Annotated in this window: 18 protein-coding genes; 14 read left to right on the plus strand and 4 right to left on the minus strand. The window is 66.4% G+C overall.

What is annotated here, in order from left to right; all coding sequences use genetic code 11:
* Positions 1-73: 73 nt before the first annotated feature.
* The gene (locus FA87_RS05620; RefSeq protein WP_081996476.1) at positions 74-2,809 is read right to left on the minus strand and encodes a lamin tail domain-containing protein; all 2,736 of its coding nucleotides are present in this window, start codon (positions 2,807-2,809) and stop codon (positions 74-76) included.
* Positions 2,810-3,041: 232 nt separating this feature from the next.
* Between FA87_RS05620 and FA87_RS05625 the strand changes: the two genes are divergently transcribed.
* From FA87_RS05625 to FA87_RS20935, 3 genes are read left to right on the plus strand one after another with little or no spacing between them, the layout of a single operon-like run.
* A complete protein-coding gene (locus tag FA87_RS05625) occupies positions 3,042-3,698 on the plus strand; it encodes a hypothetical protein (protein WP_156128500.1) in 657 nt (218 codons plus the stop codon).
* Between the two features lie 5 nt (positions 3,699-3,703).
* Positions 3,704-4,243, plus strand: a complete 540-nt coding sequence (locus FA87_RS05630) for an ATP/GTP-binding protein (RefSeq protein WP_036114875.1) — start codon at positions 3,704-3,706, stop codon at positions 4,241-4,243.
* Positions 4,237-4,650: a roadblock/LC7 domain-containing protein gene (locus FA87_RS20935; RefSeq protein ID WP_052191162.1), complete on the plus strand. Its 414-nt coding sequence runs from the start codon at positions 4,237-4,239 to the stop codon at positions 4,648-4,650. The genes FA87_RS05630 and FA87_RS20935 overlap by 7 nt, the downstream gene beginning before the upstream one ends.
* Before the next feature lie 25 nt (positions 4,651-4,675).
* Here FA87_RS20935 and upp read toward each other — a convergent pair whose 3' ends face one another.
* The 3 genes from upp to FA87_RS05650 all read right to left on the minus strand — a co-directional run bounded on the left by upp (position 4,676) and on the right by FA87_RS05650 (position 7,339).
* A complete protein-coding gene (upp, locus tag FA87_RS05640; RefSeq protein ID WP_036114872.1) occupies positions 4,676-5,311 on the minus strand; it encodes a uracil phosphoribosyltransferase in 636 nt (211 codons plus the stop codon).
* Between the two features lie 59 nt (positions 5,312-5,370).
* Complete coding sequence (locus tag FA87_RS05645) at positions 5,371-5,685, minus strand: PsiF family protein (protein ID WP_043692984.1); 315 nt, start codon at positions 5,683-5,685, stop codon at positions 5,371-5,373.
* Positions 5,686-5,836: 151 nt separating this feature from the next.
* On the minus strand, positions 5,837-7,339 hold the full coding sequence (locus FA87_RS05650; protein WP_043692987.1) for an aminotransferase class III-fold pyridoxal phosphate-dependent enzyme: 1,503 nt from the start codon (positions 7,337-7,339) through the stop codon (positions 5,837-5,839).
* Positions 7,340-7,514: 175 nt separating this feature from the next.
* Between FA87_RS05650 and FA87_RS05655 the strand changes: the two genes are divergently transcribed.
* The 11 genes from FA87_RS05655 (at position 7,515) to FA87_RS05705 (ending at position 19,779) form a co-directional block, all read left to right on the plus strand.
* Positions 7,515-8,435, plus strand: a complete 921-nt coding sequence (locus FA87_RS05655) for an ABC transporter ATP-binding protein (protein WP_043692989.1) — start codon at positions 7,515-7,517, stop codon at positions 8,433-8,435.
* Complete coding sequence (locus FA87_RS05660) at positions 8,432-9,211, plus strand: ABC transporter permease (RefSeq protein ID WP_043692992.1); 780 nt, start codon at positions 8,432-8,434, stop codon at positions 9,209-9,211. Before FA87_RS05655 ends, FA87_RS05660 begins: the two co-directional genes overlap by 4 nt.
* A 6-nt stretch (positions 9,212-9,217) precedes the next feature.
* Positions 9,218-10,441 (plus strand): sensor histidine kinase, encoded by a 1,224-nt coding sequence (locus tag FA87_RS05665; protein ID WP_081996477.1) that lies wholly within the window; start codon positions 9,218-9,220, stop codon positions 10,439-10,441.
* Entirely contained in the window at positions 10,438-11,574 is a 1,137-nt protein-coding gene (locus FA87_RS05670; protein ID WP_051943865.1) for a sensor histidine kinase, read from the plus strand. The genes FA87_RS05665 and FA87_RS05670 overlap by 4 nt, the downstream gene beginning before the upstream one ends.
* Positions 11,571-12,173, plus strand: coding sequence for a response regulator transcription factor (locus tag FA87_RS05675; RefSeq protein ID WP_036114856.1), 603 nt, complete (start codon positions 11,571-11,573; stop codon positions 12,171-12,173). The genes FA87_RS05670 and FA87_RS05675 overlap by 4 nt, the downstream gene beginning before the upstream one ends.
* A gap of 117 nt (positions 12,174-12,290) precedes the next feature.
* Positions 12,291-13,511 carry a DUF3142 domain-containing protein gene (locus FA87_RS05680; RefSeq protein WP_052191164.1) on the plus strand — a complete coding sequence of 407 codons (1,221 nt, stop codon included), beginning with the start codon at positions 12,291-12,293 and terminating at the stop codon, positions 13,509-13,511.
* Positions 13,508-15,886: a hypothetical protein gene (locus FA87_RS05685; RefSeq protein WP_052191165.1), complete on the plus strand. Its 2,379-nt coding sequence runs from the start codon at positions 13,508-13,510 to the stop codon at positions 15,884-15,886. The genes FA87_RS05680 and FA87_RS05685 overlap by 4 nt, the downstream gene beginning before the upstream one ends.
* Before the next feature lie 64 nt (positions 15,887-15,950).
* Complete coding sequence (gene queA, locus FA87_RS05690) at positions 15,951-16,988, plus strand: tRNA preQ1(34) S-adenosylmethionine ribosyltransferase-isomerase QueA (RefSeq protein ID WP_036118098.1); 1,038 nt, start codon at positions 15,951-15,953, stop codon at positions 16,986-16,988.
* Between the two features lie 82 nt (positions 16,989-17,070).
* Positions 17,071-17,388 carry an STAS domain-containing protein gene (locus FA87_RS05695; protein ID WP_043692994.1) on the plus strand — a complete coding sequence of 106 codons (318 nt, stop codon included), beginning with the start codon at positions 17,071-17,073 and terminating at the stop codon, positions 17,386-17,388.
* A 10-nt stretch (positions 17,389-17,398) separates the two neighbouring features.
* Positions 17,399-17,761, plus strand: coding sequence for a response regulator (locus FA87_RS05700; RefSeq protein ID WP_036114852.1), 363 nt, complete (start codon positions 17,399-17,401; stop codon positions 17,759-17,761).
* Between the two features lie 50 nt (positions 17,762-17,811).
* Complete coding sequence (locus FA87_RS05705; protein ID WP_043692997.1) at positions 17,812-19,779, plus strand: chemotaxis protein CheA; 1,968 nt, start codon at positions 17,812-17,814, stop codon at positions 19,777-19,779.
* The last annotated feature ends 51 nt before the right edge of the window (positions 19,780-19,830 follow it).

The raw sequence follows: 19,830 nt of genomic DNA on the forward strand, positions 1-19,830 counted from the left end.
CGCGCGAAAAGCCCGTTCGCGACAGAGCGTCGCACAGGGCCTTTCGCGCGCAGAGCGCGCTCCTACACGGGGCTTAGAACAAGCCCAGCGGCAGCGTCACCATGTCGACCACGAAACCATCGTGGTCCGATGAGCCCAGCGCCTTCTTCACATCGGTCGCCGACGCGGAATCGTCCAGCGTCTGTACCGGTGCGTCGAGGTTGCCGCGGCCGTACTGCATCTTGAGGAACAGGCCACGGGCCACCGTGTTGAGCAGCGCATGGTCGAGTACCTGGTGCGTCGGCACCGAGCGCGGGGCCTGGCCCTGGATGTTGCCGAAGTTCTCGGTGAACAGGAACGAATAACGATCGTTCGCCGGTACCGAATCCACGGCGTTCCACAGTGCCGGCCTGACCAGGTTCTTGCCCAGCTTCAGCAGGTTCTGGCTGTCGTCGTAGCGACCGGATATCAGGCCGACTACGTCGGTGAAGCCATCGCTGAACTGATACGCGTTGAAGTCACCGACGACCAGCAGCGGCGCGAGAAGGTTCTTGCGGTCGGTCTGAATCGCCTGGACCTGGGTCGCCAGCGACTTCGCCTGCAGGAAGCGCTTTTCGCGGTCGCGATCGGCGGTGGTGCCGGTCTTGTCCACGTTCTGGCGTGCCTTCGGGTGCACCGAGATCACGTTGATGCGCATCTTGCCGAGGATCGACGGTACTTCGGCGGTCAGCAGCAGCGGCGGATGGTCGTGCACGAAGGCGGTCGAACCCTGATCCTGCCAGGTTTCATCCGCGCCCAGCTGGCGCACGTCGAGCACGCGTACGCGGTCGGTACGCACCAGGAAACCGACGTTGATACCGCTCGGATCGTGGCCTTCCTGCAGGAACGCTTCGTACTGTGCCGGGTAGTCGTCACCCAGTTGCCTGGCGAGGCCCTGCAGCACGGCGAGGCTCTTCACTTCTTCCACAGAGAGGATGTCGGGCAGCTTGAGCACGCCGCCGATGTATGCGGACAGGCGCTGCGTCTTAAGTTTGACCTGATCCGCCGTCGGCTCGGTGTCGCCGCCGCTGCAGGTAAAGGTCGTGTTGAAGTTGGTGTCGCAGAAACGCTCGGTGTTGAGCGCGCCCACCCGCACCGCGTAGAACGCATGCGAGTCCACGGGACGCGGCAGTTCGACCGCTTTCTTCACCGTGACCTTGGTCGGGATCAGCGTATACGCACCGAACGCGTACGACATGACGCCTTCCGCGCGGAACGTGGTGCCCGCGTTGAATGGCGTGTTGGCCGGCACGGCACCGTAGTCGGCGGTGTTCATCTTGAACACTTCCGGGTTGCCCGACCAGTTCGGCAGGTTGACGCCGTCGGGCACGGCTACCGTGTAGCGCACGCCCGGCTTGCGCAGCGAACGCTGGCCATTGGCGGTGATGTACACCTCGGCGAACGGTTCGTTGCTGAAGCGCAGGTTGCCTGTGGTGATCATGCCGTTGTCGATGGCGACACGCATGCCGACATAGCACTGGAAGTTGGTGTCGCCGCAGGAAAGGGCGTTGGGATCCGTGGAGGGGATCTTGTCATCGAAGACGACGGCGGCCGGCAGCTTCGCGCCGTGCATCGTCGTGACGACCGTGGCGCTCTTCAGCTCAGGCAGGTTGTAATAATTGTCGACCGTCGCTTCCACGTTCACCAGGTCACCGATCTTGACCGTCGGTGCCGAACTGGTGAACACATAGATGCCGTTGGAGGTGAGGCGGTCGTCATCCGCACGGTTGTCCGGCGTCTGGATGGTGAAGCCCGCGGGGCCGACGGCGGTCACCACGTTACCCGTCGTGGCGACACGCTTGCCGACCAGTGGCGAGACCTGACCGCGACCGGTGACCTGCCAGATTTCGGCGGCGATGGGGATCTGATTGAGGATGGCGCCGACCGCCGTGTCCTTCGCCAGCGTCACGTCACCCGTCGCGTTGGACAGGCTGACGCGCAGCGCCTTGTCCGGTCCGGCCGCCCTGGCTCCGTGCACGTTCACCGTGAGGGTCGTCGTGGTCGAACCGGCCGGAATCGTGAGCGTCGTGTCCACGGCGTCGTAGTCGCCGGCCGCCACGGTGGCGGTGTCGTCGGCGGTCCGGGCATGCACGGTGACGTCGGTGTCCGCCGGCTCGCTCAGCGTGACGGAGAACGGCATCGGCACGTCGTCGCCGTTACGCAGGCTCACTGTGGCATCGGCGATCGACAGGCTGGTGCCCTGGACCGTGCAAGGCGATGTGCTTGCGCGCGGAGCGGTCGGTGCGACCTTCACCCAGTCCGCCGAGTTGTCGCCAGTGGACTGCGGCAGGCCCGCGCCGTTGACCTTGCGCTGGTAACCCTGGTCCGAATTGCCGGTGCCCAGCGTCGTCAGCGCCGTGCCGAGCTTGTACGCCGAACCCGCGCTGAGGCCTACCTGATCGATGACCGAGCCCGAGGCGTCGAGCAGAGCGAGGCCACCGTCGTCGGTGACGCCGGTGGAGTAGCTCAGGTCAGGCGTTACCGTGCCCGAATAGCCCGATGCCGCCTTGTTGGAAAGCAGCAGGAAGCAGCCCGGAGCGACCGATGTCCCGGCAGGGAAGGTGAAGCGTGTGCCGGTCGTGCCGCTCGCGTTGGATGCGTTGAACTTGTAGCCGGACACGTCCAGCGCGGCGGTGCCGGTGTTCTGCACCTCGACGAATTCGTCGTTGCCGCCGGCGGGCCCGCGTACGCGGAACTGGGTGATGGAAAGGTCCGCCGCCTGCAGCGGAAGGACGGCCATGAGGCCTGCCAGCGCCGCCCATGTGGCGCGCTGTGACGTGGTCAAACGCATTCGAATGTCCCCTCGAGTCGTTGGTTGTACGCGACCCACAGCGTCGCCCGGTCCTCGCGCGACGTTCCCCCCGTGAAGGTCCGTACCGGCGAGTCTGACGCAAATTTATGACAGCGGAATGTGACGCACCGGATGTGTGACGAATGTCGCGCTATTCGCCTGCCGTGCTGGCTAATCTCACTCCCAGCACGGTGGCGAAAACACCGTTTTCAGCGCGTTATCGGGGGATTTCGTGAACAGTGATGCGCTTTTCCGGCAGGAACGGCGAGGGCTGACGTTCGAGTGCCGGGACGTCGAGACGCGACATGAAATGGTGCTGCGCTCGCTGATGCGGGTGATCGATGGCCGGCTTCGTCAGCGCTGGATCGCTACGGCGGTCGAAGGCGATCTGGTGGTACGCAGCGAAGACAATCGCATCGCACTGCAGCCTATCGGAAGGGGTGCCTACGCGGACGCGACCCAACACAGCCGGGTGCTGGCGTTCCCCTTCAACTATCACACGCTCGAAGATACGTTGAACGAACTGGGCGACCTGCTCGAGCAGGCATCGCCGGCGCTGCCCTCACGCATCGACCGTCATGCGATGGCGACCAACAGCTTCCGGCTGCGCCACTGGCCCGAAGCCGGACTGGTCGCGACGCGGGAGCGCATGCGCATGTCCGCGGTCCTGCTGCGTGCGGACGTCAGCGCCGGCGAGCTCACCCGGATGATCGGCTGCACCGCCGGCGAATGCCGCCAGTTGCTCACCGACCTGCATGACGCGGGGTTGCTGTCCAGCGAACCGCTCGCCGCCGGAAAACGCGATATCCAGAATCCGTTTCTGTCGAGCCTGACCGTGCGTGAGCGCGTCGGTGTGATCGGGCGTATCCGTGCACGACTGGGACTCTGATAGCGATGCCTGAATTCAAGCTTGTGTTCACCGGCACCACCGGCGCCGGCAAGACCACCGCGATAGCCGCGGTCAGTGACGTCGCGCCGATGGCCACCGAAGCACGCAACATGGATGCGGGTTTCGCCAAGGCGACCACCACGGTCGGTATGGATTACGGCGAACTGGTGCTGGCCGATGGCGAGACGCTGCGCCTTTACGGTACGCCGGGCCAGGAGCGTTTCGACTTCATGTGGAAGATCATCGGCCGCGGCGCGCTCGGTCTGATCATCCTCATCGACAACAGCCGGCCGGCTCCGCTCGAGGACTTTTCCCGTTACCTCGCCGGCTTCGCCGACCTGTTGCGCACGGCACCCTGCGTGGTGGGCATCGGGCGCACCGAAGGGCATCCGCTGCCGGGTCTCGATGCGTTCGTCCGCGTGGCGGCACGCCACGGCGTCACCTGTCCGGTGATCGCGGCCAACGCGACGCGCAAGGACGATGTCCTGCAGCTGATCGATCTGCTGCTCTGGCAGCTGACCGCCCATGCGGAGGTCGCGTGCTGACGGTCGACGAGGAATCCCGCACATTATGCGAACGGACGGCCGATCGCCTGCTGCGTGACGTCCGGGGCGTGCGCGCCGTGATCGTGACCACGAGCGATGGCTTGCAGCTGGCGTGCCGGGTCGAACCGGGCGACGATCCGGCCCGGCTGGCCGCCGTCGCGGGCTCGCTCGCCGCGCTCGGCGAGCTGGGCAGTCACGAAGCGCATCTGGGGGCGTGCCGGCACGTATGCATCGAAGCGGAAGGAGGGCACGTCGTGCTTTGCCAGGCGCGCAGCGAGCATCTCGATGTCGTCGTCTGCGTCGCCGGTGGTACTCACTCGGGACTCGGGCAGATGCTTTACACGACGCGGCAGCATGCCTCCCGGCTGGCGGCCGCGCTCGACGCCCGCGAAGCCGTCACCAGCTGATTCGCGGTGCGACGTTCGTCAGGACTCAGGTCTTCTGCTTGGTGCCGAAGATCTTGTCGCCCGCGTCGCCGAGGCCGGGCAGGATATAACCCAGTTCATTGAGATGGTCGTCGATGGAGGCGACGTAGATCTCGATGTCCGGATGTGCGGCCTCGATGCGTTTGAGGCCTTCGGGTGCGGCGACCAGGAACAGGCCCTTGATCCGCTTCGCGCCGGCCGCCTTGAGCATGTCGACAGTGGCGACCAGCGTGCCCGCGGTCGCCAGCATCGGATCGACGATGATCGCCGTGCGCTCGTCCATGCCGCCACTGAGCTTTTCGTAGTAGGCGACAGGCTCGAGCGTTTCCTCGTCGCGCTGAAGACCGACCACGCTGACCTTCGCCGCCGGGATCATTTCGAGCACGCCGGTGAGCATGCCGAGGCCCGCGCGCAGGATCGGAACGATGGTGACCTTCTTGCCCTTGATGTGGGTGACCTCGACGGGGCCAGCCCAGCCCTGGATGGTCTTGCACTCGGTTTCCATGTCGGCCGTGGCCTCGTACGTCAGCAACGCGGCGACCTCGGAGGCCAGCTCACGGAATTCCTTCGTGCTGATGCCCGCGGCGCGCATGAGGCCGAGCTTGTGCTGGATGAGGGGGTGACGGACTTCGACGATTTTCATGGACGGAAACAGGACAGTGGGCGACGCGCCATTCTCGCACGCGGCGCCCGGTCTGTTGATCAGCCCTTGAGACAGGTGCTCATGTAGTGCTTGCGTTCGTCGCCCTTGAGGCTCTTTGCCGATGCGTCGGCGTTACACGATTTCATCTTGTCCTGCTGCGTCGCCTTGGCCGGCTGCTCACCCTTCAGGCAGCTGCTCATGAAGGCCTTGCGTTCGTCGCCCTTCTTGCCGGTGGCTTGCGTATTGCAGGTGCTCATCCGCTGTTGCTGCGGCGTGAGGTCCTTTTTGGCGGGCGCCTGCGGCGAGGCCGCGATGGCGCCTGTGGCGAAGGCGAGAAGCGAAGCTACGGCAAGGACACGAATCTGCGTACGCATGGCGAACCCCTACGTGACGCCGGGCCAATCCGGCGGTCCGAGCTTAACCTGTAGGAGCGCGCCTCGCGCGCGATTTTTCGGGGCTACGCAATGGCGGTCGGGGCTCATCGCGGTCGGGGATCGCGCGCGAGGCGCGCTCCTACAGGGACTGTTACGCCGCCTTGGTTGACGATTCCGCCCGGCGCGGGCCTTCCTTCAGCGCATGGCGGATCTCCTCGATGATGAGGTCCACCTCGGCGCTGGTCACCTGGAAGTGCGGGGTGAAGCGCAGCGAGTTGGCGCCGCCGTGAATCACACCGATGCCGCGCTCGCGCATGTATTCCTCGGTGGAGCCCTCGCCATAGCACTTGAACTCGGGGGCCAGCTCGCAGGAGAACAACAGGCCCGTGCCCTGGACCTTGGTGATCAGGCCGCCGAGTTCGTTCTTGAGGCCCTCGAGCTTCTGCACGAATTCACGGCCACGCGCCACGATGTTGTCGCGTACCGTGTCGGTCAGTTCGGCCAGCGTGGCGACGGCGACGTCGAGGGCGCGCGGGTTGGCGGTCATTGTGTTGCCGTAGATGCCCTTGCGATACAGGCCGGCGGTGCGCTCGGTGACGGCGAGGACGGAGAGGGGGTACTGGCCAGCGTTGAGCGCCTTGGAAAAGGTCTCCATGTCCGGCGCTTCCATCGACTCGAAGCCGGGGTAATCGACGATCGACAGCACGCCGTGCGCACGCAGGCCGGCCTGGATCGAATCGACCAGCAGCAGGGTGCCGTGCTCGCGGGTGAGTTCGCGTGCGGCGGCGTAAAACTCCGGCGTGAGCGCACGGCCCGGATCGCCTTCGCCCATGACCGGCTCGAGGAACATCGCCTCGATGAACCAGCCCTGGCGATCGGCTTCGGCAAACGCGGCCTTCAGACCCGCGACGTTATAGGGCTCGACCGTGATCAGCGAGTCTTCGTTACGGAAGCTGGCCAGGTGCTGCTGGTAGTTGCGACGCGATGAGTCGGAATAGAGCGCCGGACGCTCGGTGCGGCCGTGGAAGGCGCCTTTCACGGCGAGACGCTTGATGCTGCGACCCGCGTGACGCGCGCCCGGGTCCGTCATCACACGTGCGTTGACGTCGGCGATGCGGCCGGCGAGCGTGACCGATTCCGAGCCGGAGTTGAGACAGAGGAAATGCGTATACGGGCTGCCGCCGCGTGTGCGACCGAGTTCCTTGCGCAGAGCGGCGCAAAGACGCGTCTGCGCGACGTTGGCCGTCATCACATTGGCCATGACCTGCGGACGCGACATCGCTTCGATGATCGCCTCCGGGTTGTGACCGAAGCCGAGCATGCCGTAGCCGCCGTTGTCGTGGACCACGGCACCTTTCAGCGTGACGACCCACGGGCCGCGAGCCGCGGCGGGCACATACGGATTGAGACCGTCGTCGGGATAGAAGTTGACGAGGCTCGACTGCAGCTGGTGGATCTGTTCGGCTTCGTCCAGGCGGAGGAAGTCGGCCATGTCGGTACGCAGCGCGCGGTGATAGGCAACCGCCTCTTCGATGGCACGGACCAGCGCGGGGTCGGAGGAGGCAAAGCGGGCGATGGTCGTATCCGGGAGGCCCCGCGTACGCGCCGAGCCACCGAATTCACGCAGCTCACGCAGATGACCGATAACGTCCATAACGCACTCCTTCGACCGCTAAGTGTTTATATGTAAAGGGTTTAATGGCCCAGCATAGCATGCGGTTTTTGGCCCCGTAACCCCCGGGTGACGCTTGTCACACTCGCACAATGACGCAAGCGACTGCCACCAACGGGTTGCGTCCGAATATGGTGCGACGCAAGGGAGGGCACTCATGAACAACGACACCTGCATTGCACGTCTGGACCATGTCGGCAAGCGCTACGGCAACCTCGTCGCGCTCGACGGCATCGATCTTTCCATTCACCGTGGCGAGTTGCTGGCGCTACTCGGGCCCAATGGCGCCGGTAAGAGCACGAGCATCGGTCTGCTGCTGGGTCTCATCCGCGCCGACAGCGGTACCGCCAGCCTTTTCGGCCGCGATCCGCAGGACATCGACGCGCGTCGGCGTATCGGCGTCATGTTGCAGTCGGCGAGTCTTCCGCCCACCTTGAAGGTGCGCGAGTTGCTCACCCTCACGGCGAGCTACTACCCGGAGCCGCGCCCCGTCCCGGAGTCCGCCGCGCTGGCCGGCATCGTCGACTTGCTGGGCCGGAAGTACAGCGATCTGTCGGGCGGTCAGCAACGCCGTGTGCAGTTCGCCATGGCGCTGGCGGGGCGTCCCGAAATCCTCTTTCTCGACGAGCCTACGGTCGGCATGGATATCACGGCCCGCCAGGCGCTGTGGACCGCCATCCGCAAGCTGGTCGCCGGCGGGTGTGCCGTGGTGCTGACCACCCACTACCTGGAAGAAGCCGAAGCGCTGGCGGACCGCGTCTGCGTCATCGCCAAAGGCAAGGTGATCTCCGAAGGCACGGTCGATGCGCTACGCGCGCATGTCGCTGTGCGCCGTATTCGCTGCGTCACCACGATACCCACGGACGTCATTGCGCAGTGGCCCGGGGTGACCTCGGTCGACACGCATCAGGGGCGTCTGACCATCGCCACGACGCAGGCGGAAGGTGTCGTGCGCCGCCTGCTCGATGCGGATCCGACACTGTCCGAACTGGAAGTGCAGCGTGCCGGTCTGGCGGAGGCCTTCACCGAAATCACCCGCGAATCCGAAGCCGGCGACATCGCCCGGGAGGCCGCATGAACACGATCGAAAGCACCGCCGTGCCGGCGATGACCGCCGGGCGCCTGATCAACGCTTATCTCCAGGAAGCCCGGGCGGAATGCCTGCGCTACCTGCGCAATCCCGGATTCCTGCTGCCGACGCTGCTGTTTCCGTCGGTGTTCTACGTGATGTTCGGCATCTTCCTCGCGCATTCGAACAGCGCCGATGCGCCACGCTATCTTCTTGCCTCGTACGGCACGTTCGGTGTCATGGCGCCGGGGCTGTTCGGCTTCGGCGTATCGCTGGCGCTGGAGCGCGATACCGGGCTACTGACACTCAAGCGCGCCTTGCCCATGCCTCCCGGCGCATACCTCATCGGCAAGATGTGCATGGCCGTGCTGGTGGCCGCCATCATCTCGATCATCCTGCTGTGCCTGGCGACCTTCGTCGCCGGCGTATCGTTGCCCGCATCGCGCATCGCCGCCTTTTTCGTACTCCAGGTGCTCGGCGTCCTGCCTTTCTGCGCACTGGGCCTGCTGATCGGTACGCTGGTGAAGGGGCAGGGCGCGCCCGGGGTGGTCAACCTGATCTACCTGCCGATGGCGTTCCTGTCGGGCCTGTGGATTCCGTTGCCGGTGCTGCCGTCGTTCCTGCAGTCCATCGCGCCGTTGTGGCCTGCGTATCATCTCGACCGGCTGGCGCTCTCGGTGGTGGGTCTGGGAGAGGGCGGTGACGCGATCCACGCGCTTGTCCTACTCGGGTTCACCGCGGTGTTTCTCCTGATCGCGACGCGCCGCCTGCGCCGCTACGGTTGAAGTAGCATGACGCCACGCCTTTCCTCGGACACCCGTATGGCCCGCTCGTGGTTCACGCCAGCACCGGACTCGCTCTGGAATCGCTTCCGCGACAAGCCGCGCCTGCGCGTCGCCAGCCTGTTTCATCTGGTCTGGACGGTCTACGTCTTCGGCGATCTTGCGTTCGCAAGGACGCTTTCGCCGCACTGGTGGCTCGTAACGGCGACTTCGTTTCCGGTGTTCCTCGGCCTGTATGCGCTCTGTTACACGCGGTCGCTGAGATGGTCGCCCTGGCTTGGCGGCGCGGCCGCGCTGCTGGGCTTTGCCGTCATGGGGGTCAATGCGAGCGCCGGGGGGTGTTATGTCATCTATGCCTGCGCGATGGTCGGCTTCGACGGTTCGCCAAAACGGTCATTCAGTGGCATGGGCGGCGTGCTCGGTGCGTTTGTCCTCGTGGGCTGGTACGTCTATTCTTGGCCTCCGGCGATCATCGCCGGCATCACCTTCATTGCGTTGTGCGTCGGCTCGATCAACGTGATCTACCGGTACAACGCGCAGCGTGACGCGGAACTCAAGCTGTCCCACGACGAGGTCCGCCGCCTTGCCGCGATGGCCGAGCGAGAGCGTATCGGCCGCGACCTGCACGATCTGCTCGGTCACACCTTGTCGCTCATCACGCTGAAACTCGAGCTGTCGCGCCGGCTGCTCGACAAAGACGAAGCGGCGGCGCGCCGTGAGATGGAGGAAGCCGAGCGCGTAGCCCGGCATGCCCTCGCCGAGGTGCGTTCCGCGGTCACCGGTATCCGCGCCTCGGGCATCGCCGCCGAACTGGCCTCGGCGCGTCTTCTGCTGAATGCGTCGATGGTCGGCTTCGAGTACACCACCGAACTGCCCGTCCTTTCCGAGCGGATCGAAGCCGAGCTGGCTCTCGTCCTGCGCGAGGCGGTCACCAACGTGCATCGTCACGCGCGCGCGTCGATCGCCGAAGCGCGCGTCGAGGTGCACGGCAAGGAACTGGTACTCACCGTCATCGATGACGGTAAGGGTGGCGTATCGGATGAAGGCAACGGTATCTGCGGCATGCGCGAGCGCGTGCGCAAGCTGGGGGGCACGCTTTCGTTCGAGTCGGCTCGCGGTGCCGGCACGCGCGTGCGCATCACGGTCCCGTTGAACCCCGGCGACCGTCTGGTGACGCCGCCTCGTGGCGAACTGCCGGGCGCGCTGCCCGGTAACCAGCGTCTCGCGTCATGAAGTACTGGCCGGCTACCCACCCGGATTCGCTGCTGGCGAGTTTCCGTTCCCCGACCTACCTGCGCTGGCAGGCGGGCGTGCAGATGTTCTGGCTGATCGGCCTGGTCCAGGGGCCATTGGCCGTCCACGGTTTTCAGTGGTCGTGGATGGCGCCGACACTTGCCTCGATCGTGGTCTACGTGGCTTGTACGGTGGGCGTTTTCATCGGCCCGTTGTGCCGGTTGCCGTTTTACGCCGCTGCCATCGTCGCACTCGGTTTCGTCCTGTGGCTGGTCAATCCCATCTCGTTGGGCTACGTCGTGCTCGGCGTGTCCCTGTTGGCGTACGCCCGTCGACCGTGGTTCTGGCTGGTGGGCACGCTGGCCGCCACGGCGATGACCCTGGCCTGGGCGTTCGCCTTCGGCATCCCTTTTCTCCATGTATCGATCGTGTTCGCCGCCGGGTTGATTTCAGGTTGCGGCAACTACCTCTACGTGCGCGGCGCCCGCCGCGATGCGGCGCTGCGGCTTTCGCAGGACGAGGTGCAGCGTCTCGCCACGCTGGCCGAGCGCGAGCGCATCGGGCGCGACCTCCACGATCTGCTGGGCCATACGTTGTCGCTGATCACCCTAAAATCCGAGCTGGCCAAGCGTCTCGCGCTGGCCGATCCGGTGCGGGCGCAGCAGGAAATGGAGGAAGTCGAGCGCGTCGCGCGGCACACACTGGCCGAGGTTCGCAGCGCGGTGACCGGTCTTCGTGCCGGCGATCTCGCCGGGGAAATCGTTTCCGCACGCGTCATGCTGGAAGCGTCCGGTATCGCCTTGTCCGCCGAGCTACCCGATCGCTTCGATCTCGCACCCACGGCGGAGGCCGAACTGGCTCTCGTCCTGCGCGAGGCCGTCACCAATATTCACCGACATTCGAGTGCCACCGAGGCACGTGTCGTCATTACCCGGAATGGAGAGGAATTTTCGATGCGCATCACGGACAACGGCTGCGGAGGACTGGCGGCCCATGGCAACGGCGTATCGGGCATGCGCGAACGCATCCGGCGGATCGGTGGCCGGCTGGCCATCGAGTCCCCGGCGCGCCAGGGCACGCTGCTCGCGATCAACCTGCCACGCGCTCGTGGCCTGGTGGAGCGCTCCGCATGATCCGGGTACTTCTTGCGGAAGATCAGGCGATGGTGCGCGGCGCGTTGTCGGCGCTGCTCAACCTGGAGTCCGATATCGAAATGCTCGGCACCGCCGCCGATGGTGAGACGGCCTGGCGCGAGCTCCAGCGTCTGAAGCCCGATGTGCTGGTCACCGACATCGAGATGCCCGGGCTGACCGGGCTGGAGATCGCGCAGCGGGTGCATCGGCATGAGCTGCCGATCAAGGTCGTCATCGTGACGACGTTCGCTCGTCCGGGGTTCCTTCGTCGTGCCCTCGACGCGGGCGTCAGTGGCTATCTGCTCAAGGACGCGCCGGCGGAGAACCTGGCCGATGCCTTGCGCACCGTGCATCGTGGTGGTCGCGCCATCGATCCCCAACTCGCGCTGGAAGCCTGGTCCGATGCCGACCCGCTGAACGATCGCGAACGGCAGGTCCTTCGCCTCGCCGGGGAGGGGCAGTCGGCCAGCGACATCGGTACGCAGCTGAACCTGTCCCACGGCACGGTTCGGAATTACCTGTCAGAAGCTATCGGTAAACTCGGCGCCGCGAACCGGATCGAGGCCTACCGCCTGGCCCGCCAAAAAGGGTGGCTCTGAGGGGCGATCCGCCGGGTAGAATGCACCTGCCCACGCCAGCCGGCGTCACGGAGATCCACTCGCATGCGGCGGCACTCAGGGCCCAATGTAGGAGCGAGCCTGCTCGCGAACACACGCATGAACAGGTCGCGGCCTCCGCGTCTTCGTCCGGCGATCGCTCTGGCGCTGTGGACGCTTCTGTCCGCCTGCACCCACCCGCCCGCGCCACTCACCCACGACGCCTACATCTGGCAGCGTCAGTGGACGCCTTCGCTGCGTGAGTCCGTGGCGTCCTCGTCGGATCTGGTTCGCGACTGGCGCGTACTTGTCGCACAGGCCGACAGCGACGGCAGCTTTCATGTTTTCACCCCGGACCGCGCCGCGCTGGCCGCCACCGGACGGCCGGTGGTGTTCGTGGTGCGTATCGACGGCCGTCTTTCGCGTTTCGACGAGGCGTCTCTGGTGTCCCGGGTGGTCACGCTCGTGCGCGAAACGACGGCGACAGCGGCGGGCGTCGAGATCGACTACGACTGCCCCACGGCGCGCCTGCCGGCCTATGCCAGCTTTCTGCGCCATCTGAAAGGCGAGCTTGGCGGCGTGCCACTATCGATCACGGCACTTCCCACCTGGATAGGGTCGCCCGATCTCGACACCGTGCTCGCGGTGCCCGATGAGTCCGTCCTGCAGGTGCACGCCGTGCAGGCACCGCAAGCGGGTCTGTTCGATCCGGACGTGGCGATCGGCTGGATCGCCGACTTCGCCCGACATACCCATAAGCCGTTCCGGGTCGCCCTGCCTACGTATGGATCCCGGGTGAGCTGGAACGCCGACGGCACCTTGCTCGCGGTCGAAAGCGAGCAAGGCGCACGCGCGGCAGGTGCCGTCGCTTCCGAACTCTACGCCTCACCCGTCGCGGTGCGCGGGGTGGTCGACCGACTCGCTCGCGCCCGGCCGGCAGGTCTGGTCGGCGTGGCCTGGTTCCGCCTTCCGACACCGGAGGACACGCGTGCCTGGAGCCTCGCCACATGGCGCGGCGTGGTAACGGGGAAACTGGACGCACCGGCGCTGCGGGCCACGCTTCGTCCCGGCACCGGCGACGCGGCCGCCGACGTGCTCATCGACAACCCCGGCGGTATCGACGCCGTCGCGCCCGTCGCCGTGCGGCTTCCGCATGGCTGCGATGTCGCCGATGGTGTCGACGGATATGTCGTACGTCGCACCGACGACGGCCTCGAACTCGTTTCACGGCAAGCCCGTCCACTGCCCGCACACGTTCAGCGGCCGATCGGCTGGGCGCGCTGCCCGGCGGGTTCGCCCGTCACCTTATCCATCCGCGCTGAAGGAGCGCCGCTTTCATGATGAAGTCCCATTCGCTGGCCGTCGGCACGGCGCTGGCTCTGGCAGGCGCGGTCGCCCTGGCCTGCGGCCCGTGGTTCCCGTCCCAGATGCTGGACGACCGCGCCGCCACCCTGGCGGCCGTGCCGCAGAACACGTTCGCGTTCGAGGCGGCCCATCTGCTGCCGTCGACCGATTCGCTGGTCGCCGTCGAAGCCAGTCGCTACGGCGAACGGGATACGAAGCCCGATCTTCCGCCGGATCAGGCCGAGCGGGTGAAAACGCTCATGGCATCGGCGAGCGGCGCGGACGCCTTCGTCGCGGGAGAGGGTCTCCCTCAGGACGTGCGCGGCTACGTGGCCGGCGCGGTCGACTGGAAGCGCGCGGTGGCCGATTGCCCGGAGGCGCCCGAGGTCAACTATCCGGACGTCGCCGGCCGGCCGCTCTGCACCGACTTCGACGGCGACGCGCTCGCCAAGGCTCAGGGCCAGTTCGAAGCGGTGGCGGCACTGGCACCGGACCAGGCAAAAGCGCGCGGCGCGTGGGCGGCTTACATGCTTGGCGAGGTTCACGCGCTGCGCGCTGGCAAGGCGTTCGGTACGCCTGCGTTTGCCGCCGAACGCGCGGCGGCGGTGAAAGCCTTCCAGGACACGCGTGCCCGCGTGCTCGCCGGCGCCTCGGATGCGCAGGGCCTGGCGGTCGCCAGTTTCGGTGAGGAGGCACGCCAGAGCCTGTACGCGGGTGGGAAACCGTGCCTCTGGGCCGAGATGGTCAGCGGCGACGACTGCATCGCCGATATCCCGGCCGCCGATCTCAAACACGCGATCGCGCTGTACGCCGCGCAAGCCGGTCACGGCTCCGGCATCGCGGTTGAATCGCTTGCCGCCCTGGCCGGCGCGGTCCTCGCCGTGCCGGAGCAGGCGCAGGCACTCGTCGACGGTCCGATCTCCCAGCGCCTGCTCGTTACCTACGCGCTGGCTCGGGTCGCTCCTCAGACGACCGACGGCCAGCCCGATCCCACACTCAGCGCGCTCGTCGATGCCATCGGCAAGGTGGCACCGGACAAGGTCGCCGCGGCGGATCGCCTGGCCTCGCTGACGTACTCGCTGGGCAGGTACGACGACGCCGGGAAACTCGTTGCGCACGCGGACGGTCCGCTCGCCGCCTGGGTTCGCGCCAAGCTGGCACTGCGCAAGGGCGATCGCAACGCGGCCGCCGGGGCCTATGCGGAGGCGGCGAAGGCCTTCCCTCGCGCAGACGATCCCAAGGCCGCGCTCGAGCCCGCCAGCGTGCATCAGCTGATGGGCGAACGCGGCGTGCTCGCGCTGGCCCGCGGCGACTACGTCGAAGCGATGACGCGCATGTATGAGGCTTCCACCGCCGTCGGTGGCGACGGCAACGTTTATGGCGAAGATGGCGAGGGCGTCGGCGCAGGCTACGGCAACGACACGATGTACATCGGCGAGCGCGTTCTCACCGTCGATGAACTGAAGAGCTTCGTGGATACGAACGCGCCCACGGCGACGCCCGCGCCGAAGGCCGATGACAAGGATGCTGCGCTCGCGTCGCCGTACTCGCTCACGCTGGGCGATCGCCTGCGCTGGATGCTCGCGCGTCGCCTGATGCGTGCCGGCCGTTTCGACGATGCTTATACGTATTTTCCCAGCGGTGTGGACAAGCGTTACGCGGAGGTCGACCTGCGCGCCACCGCGAAGGCCTACGCCGACGACCTGCATGATGGCGATCACCGCTGGACCGATATCGGCAAGGCCGAGGCGCGTTTCGCGGCGGCGAGGATCGCCCGCGAGCACGGCATGGAACTGCTCGGTTACGAGCAGGGCCCGGACTATCGCGACGAAGGCGGCAGCTACCCGGGCGGCAGCGGCCAGACGGCGGCGACGCTGAAGGGCGACCTGGTAACCGGCGGGGAGCGTCAGCGCTTCGCGGATAGCACGGCGCAACCCGACCAGCGCTTCCACTACCGTTACGTCGCGGCCGATGAAGCCGTATCCGCCGCCGACCTGCTGCCGCCGCGCTCCCAGGCCTTCGCCGCGAGCCTGTGCGTCGCCGCAGGATGGATGCTCGACGGTCCGCCCGGTTACGACGAGCCGGAAGAGGGCGAGGCAGGCAAACCGGTCAGCGAACGTCAGCGTCGCGCCGAGGCTTACTACGCGCGTTACGTGAAGCAGGGCCCGTACGTCGAATGGGCCGACGACTTCGGTCGGACGTGCGAGCAGCCGGATTTCGATCGGGCTCGGGAACTCAAGCGTGCGCAGCAGGTGAGGGCGGTCAAACACTTCATCCGTAAGCATCTGATCGTCGAAATCATCGTGCTGGCGCTCGTTGCCGCAGGCTTCGGCTGGGTCATCGTCCGGCGTCGACGGAAGCCCCGCGTCTGACGAGGTCGCCCCGGAGGCGGGTGTGGGCGATAATCCCCACCCGTTACCCGATGCTGCCCTTGCCGTGAAAAAATCCGATTTCGACTTCGAACTCCCGCCCGACCTGATCGCCCAGGCCCCGCTGGCCAGGCGCTCAGGCAGCCGGCTGCTCGTGGTCGATGTCGCCGCGCGCAGCAAAAAAGACCGTAAGTTCGACGAACTCCCGGAAATGGTTCGTCCCGGCGACCTTTTGGTGTTCAACGACACCCGTGTCCTGCCGGCGCGTCTTTACGGCCGCAAGGAGTCCGGCGGCGCCGTGGAGATCCTGATCGAGCGCGTCACCGGACCCCATGAGGCCCGTGCGCAACTGGGTGTCAGCAAGAAGCCGAAGGAAGGCGGCAGGATCGAACTGGCCGACGGCAGCATGATCACGGTGCTCGGCCGGGAAGGCGAATTCTTCCTGCTGCGCTTCGAGTCCGAAGAACCGCTGGAGCGCCTGCTGTCCCGTCTCGGCGAGATGCCGCTGCCGCCCTACATCGAGCGCACCGCCGATCAGTCGGATATGGAGCGGTACCAGACCGTGTTCGCTCGTGAGCCCGGCGCGGTTGCTGCGCCTACCGCAGGCCTGCATTTCGACGAGCACCTGTTACAGCGCCTGCGCGACGTGGGCGTCGATATGGGTTACGTCACGCTGCACGTGGGCGCAGGCACGTTTCAGCCGATGCGCGCCGACGACGTGCGTGACCACGTGATGCACCGCGAGTGGCTGAATGTGGGCGCGGCGCTGGTCGAGAAGATCCGTGCGACGCGCGCCGCGGGCGGTCGGGTCATCGCGGTGGGGACGACCGTAGTCCGCGCACTGGAGAGCGCGACGGTGGAAGGGGTGCTTCGCCCCTTCGCCGGTGAGACCCAGATCTTCATCTTCCCCGGCTACAAGATCACCAGCGTCGACGCGCTGATCACCAATTTCCACCTGCCGCAGTCGACCCTGCTGATGCTGGTCTCCGCGCTGGCCGGTAAGGAAACGATTCTCGACGCCTATCGCTACGCGGTGCTCCAGCGGTACCGGTTTTTCTCCTACGGCGACGCGATGCTGATCTACCCGGCAGCGACGCCCGCATAAGCGGCAAGGCAGCCGCCCTGGCCTAAAGCTTTGCCAGGGTGGGCCGATAAGCCCATCGAACGACCCACCCACGGTACGGACGATGGCGAAGAAATCCTCCAAAGACGCGACCAGCGCGCCGCTCACGCTCGATGCCGACCTGCGCATCGCCGCGGCGCCTGCGCTGCGCGATACCCTGTTGGCGGCGCTCGCCACCGGCGGCTCGGTCGAGATCGACGGCGGCGCGGTGGCCCAGGTGGACACCGCCGCCCTGCAGCTGCTCGCCGCGTTTTCCCGCGACGCAAAGGCGGCGGGGCATGCGGTCACCTGGACGGGCGTCAGCGACTCCCTCCAGCGCGGCGTAGCCGTGCTGGGTCTCAACGGCTTGATTGAACTGCCGGCTCGCGCCGGCGTGAACTGAAGGTGCTTCGATGGCTAAGATTCTTGCGGTAGACGACTCGGCCTCCATGCGCAGCATGGTTGCTTTCACCCTGCGTGGCGCCGGCCACGACGTCGAAGAAGCCGATAACGGCCAGGCGGCGCTCGATTCGGCTGCCGTGCACAAGTTCGACCTGATCCTGGCCGACGTGAACATGCCGGTGATGGACGGCATCACGATGGTCCGCGAGATCCGCACCCGTCCGGACTACCGTGGCGTGCCGATCCTCATGCTGACCACCGAGTCCAATCCGGAAAAGAAGATGGAAGGCAAGGCGGCTGGCGCGACCGGCTGGCTGGTCAAGCCGTTCGATCCGGAACAGCTGCTGGCTACCGTCGGCCGCGTGCTCGGCTGATTCTTCGTAAACGGCTCTTCCTCAAGTTCCGGTAATCCAGGGTTACTTCCATGTCCAAAGTCGATCTGGCGCAATTCCACAAGGCGTTTCACGAAGAGAGCCTCGACGGTCTCGACGCCATGGAGCAGGCGCTCCTCGCGCTGGACGAAGGCGCCGAGGATCCGGAACTGATCAACGTCGTGTTCCGTGCCGCCCACTCGATCAAGGGCGGCGCGGCCACGTTCGGTTTCACCGACGTGGCGGCGTTCACCCACGTGGCCGAAAACCTGATGGACGAGGTCCGCAGCGGCCGCCGTCCGATGGAAAAGGCCGTCGTGGAGCTGCTGCTGCGCTCGGGCGATACCGTGCGCGACATGCTGTCGCTGTCGATGGCCGGCCAGCCGGCCGCCACGGCGGAGAGCCAGGCCCTGCTGGCGGAACTCTCGGCGATGGTCTCCGGTGCGCCTGTGGCGGCACCGGTGGCGGTCAAGGCCGCCGCGCCGGTCGAGGCGATCGAAGGCTGGGACATCGCGTTCCGTCCGTTCGATTACCTGCTCAAGACCGGTAACGATCCCGCGCGCATGTTCCGTGAGCTCGAGGCCATGGGCCCGCTCTCGGTCACCTGCGACGCGAGCAAGCTCCCCGCGCTGGCCGATATGGACGCCGAGTCGTCCTACCTCGGCTGGACACTCCATCTCGCCGCCGGTGCCAAACGTGCCGCCGTCGAAGGTGTATTCGACTGGGTCGATGGCGATTGCGAGCTGACGGCGACACCGCGCATCGCCGCGGCCGCGCCGGTCGCCGCCGCGGCCGCGGCCCCGGCCGCCCCCCGTGCCGTGCGCGAGCCCGCCGTCAACAGCGAGGCGAGCTCGGTTCGCGTCGGCATCGAAAAAATCGACACCCTGATCAATCTCGTCGGCGAACTGGTCATCACGCAGTCGATGCTGACCCAGTTCAACGACGGTGTGGATGCCTCGCAGCTGGAAATGTTCCGCCAGGGGCTGGCCCAGCTGGGTCGCCATACGCGCGAACTGCAGGAAAGCGTCATGAGCATCCGCATGCTGCCCATCAGCACGGTGTTCAACCGCTTCCCGCGTCTGGTCCGCGACCTCGCGCAGAAGCTCGACAAGAAAGTCGTGCTCGACATGCGCGGCGAAACCACCGAACTCGACAAGACGGTGCTGGAGAAGATCGGCGACCCGCTGGTGCATCTGGTCCGCAACGCGATCGACCATGGCCTCGAAGTACCGGCTAAACGCCAGGCCGCTGGTAAGGGCGATACGGGCACGCTGCGTATGGAAGCCTTCCACCGCGGCGGTTCCATCGTGGTCGAAGTGGCCGATGACGGTGCGGGTCTGAATCGCGAGGCCATCGTCGCCAAGGCGGTCTCGCGCGGCATCATCGCCTCGGGCGATCACATGTCCGACGACGCCGTGGCCGACCTCATCTTCGAAGCGGGCTTCTCCACCGCCGCCGCCACGACCGACCTCTCGGGTCGTGGCGTAGGCATGGACGTGGTCCGTCGCAATGTCATGGACCTGGGCGGTACGGTCAGTATCCGCAGCGTCGAGGGCAAAGGCACCACCTTCACCATCACCTTGCCGCTGACGCTGGCGATCATCGACGGCCTGACGGCCGCGGTGGGTGAAGAAACCTACATCGTGCCGCTGGTTTCCATCGTCGAATCCGTGCAGGTGAAGCCGGATGCGATTCGCAGCGTGGCGGGCGGCGGCGAGCTGTTCCGCTTCCGCGATCACTGGCTGCCCATCGTGCGGCTGTTCGACGCGTTCGGCTGCGCCGGTCAGCGCCGTGCCATCGACGACGGTATCGTCATCGTGGTGGAAGGCGAGGGCAGTCGCATCGGTCTGTTCGTCGACGAACTCATCGGCCAGCAGCAGGCGGTGGTGAAGTCGCTGGAAGCCAACTATCGCCGGGTCACCGGCATCTCCGGCGCGACGATTCTGGCCGACGGCTCCGTCGCGCTGATCGCCGACGTCGCCGGGCTGGTGCGTCTGCAGGCGCGTCGCAAGGCAGCCTGATCGCCGTGGGTTGAACGGGGTCGCGCGCAAGGCGCGCTCCTACAGCCGCCG

Origin of the sequence: Luteibacter sp. 9133, from assembly GCF_000800155.1 — a bacterium.
In the GTDB taxonomy this organism is placed as follows: domain Bacteria; phylum Pseudomonadota; class Gammaproteobacteria; order Xanthomonadales; family Rhodanobacteraceae; genus Luteibacter; species Luteibacter mycovicinus.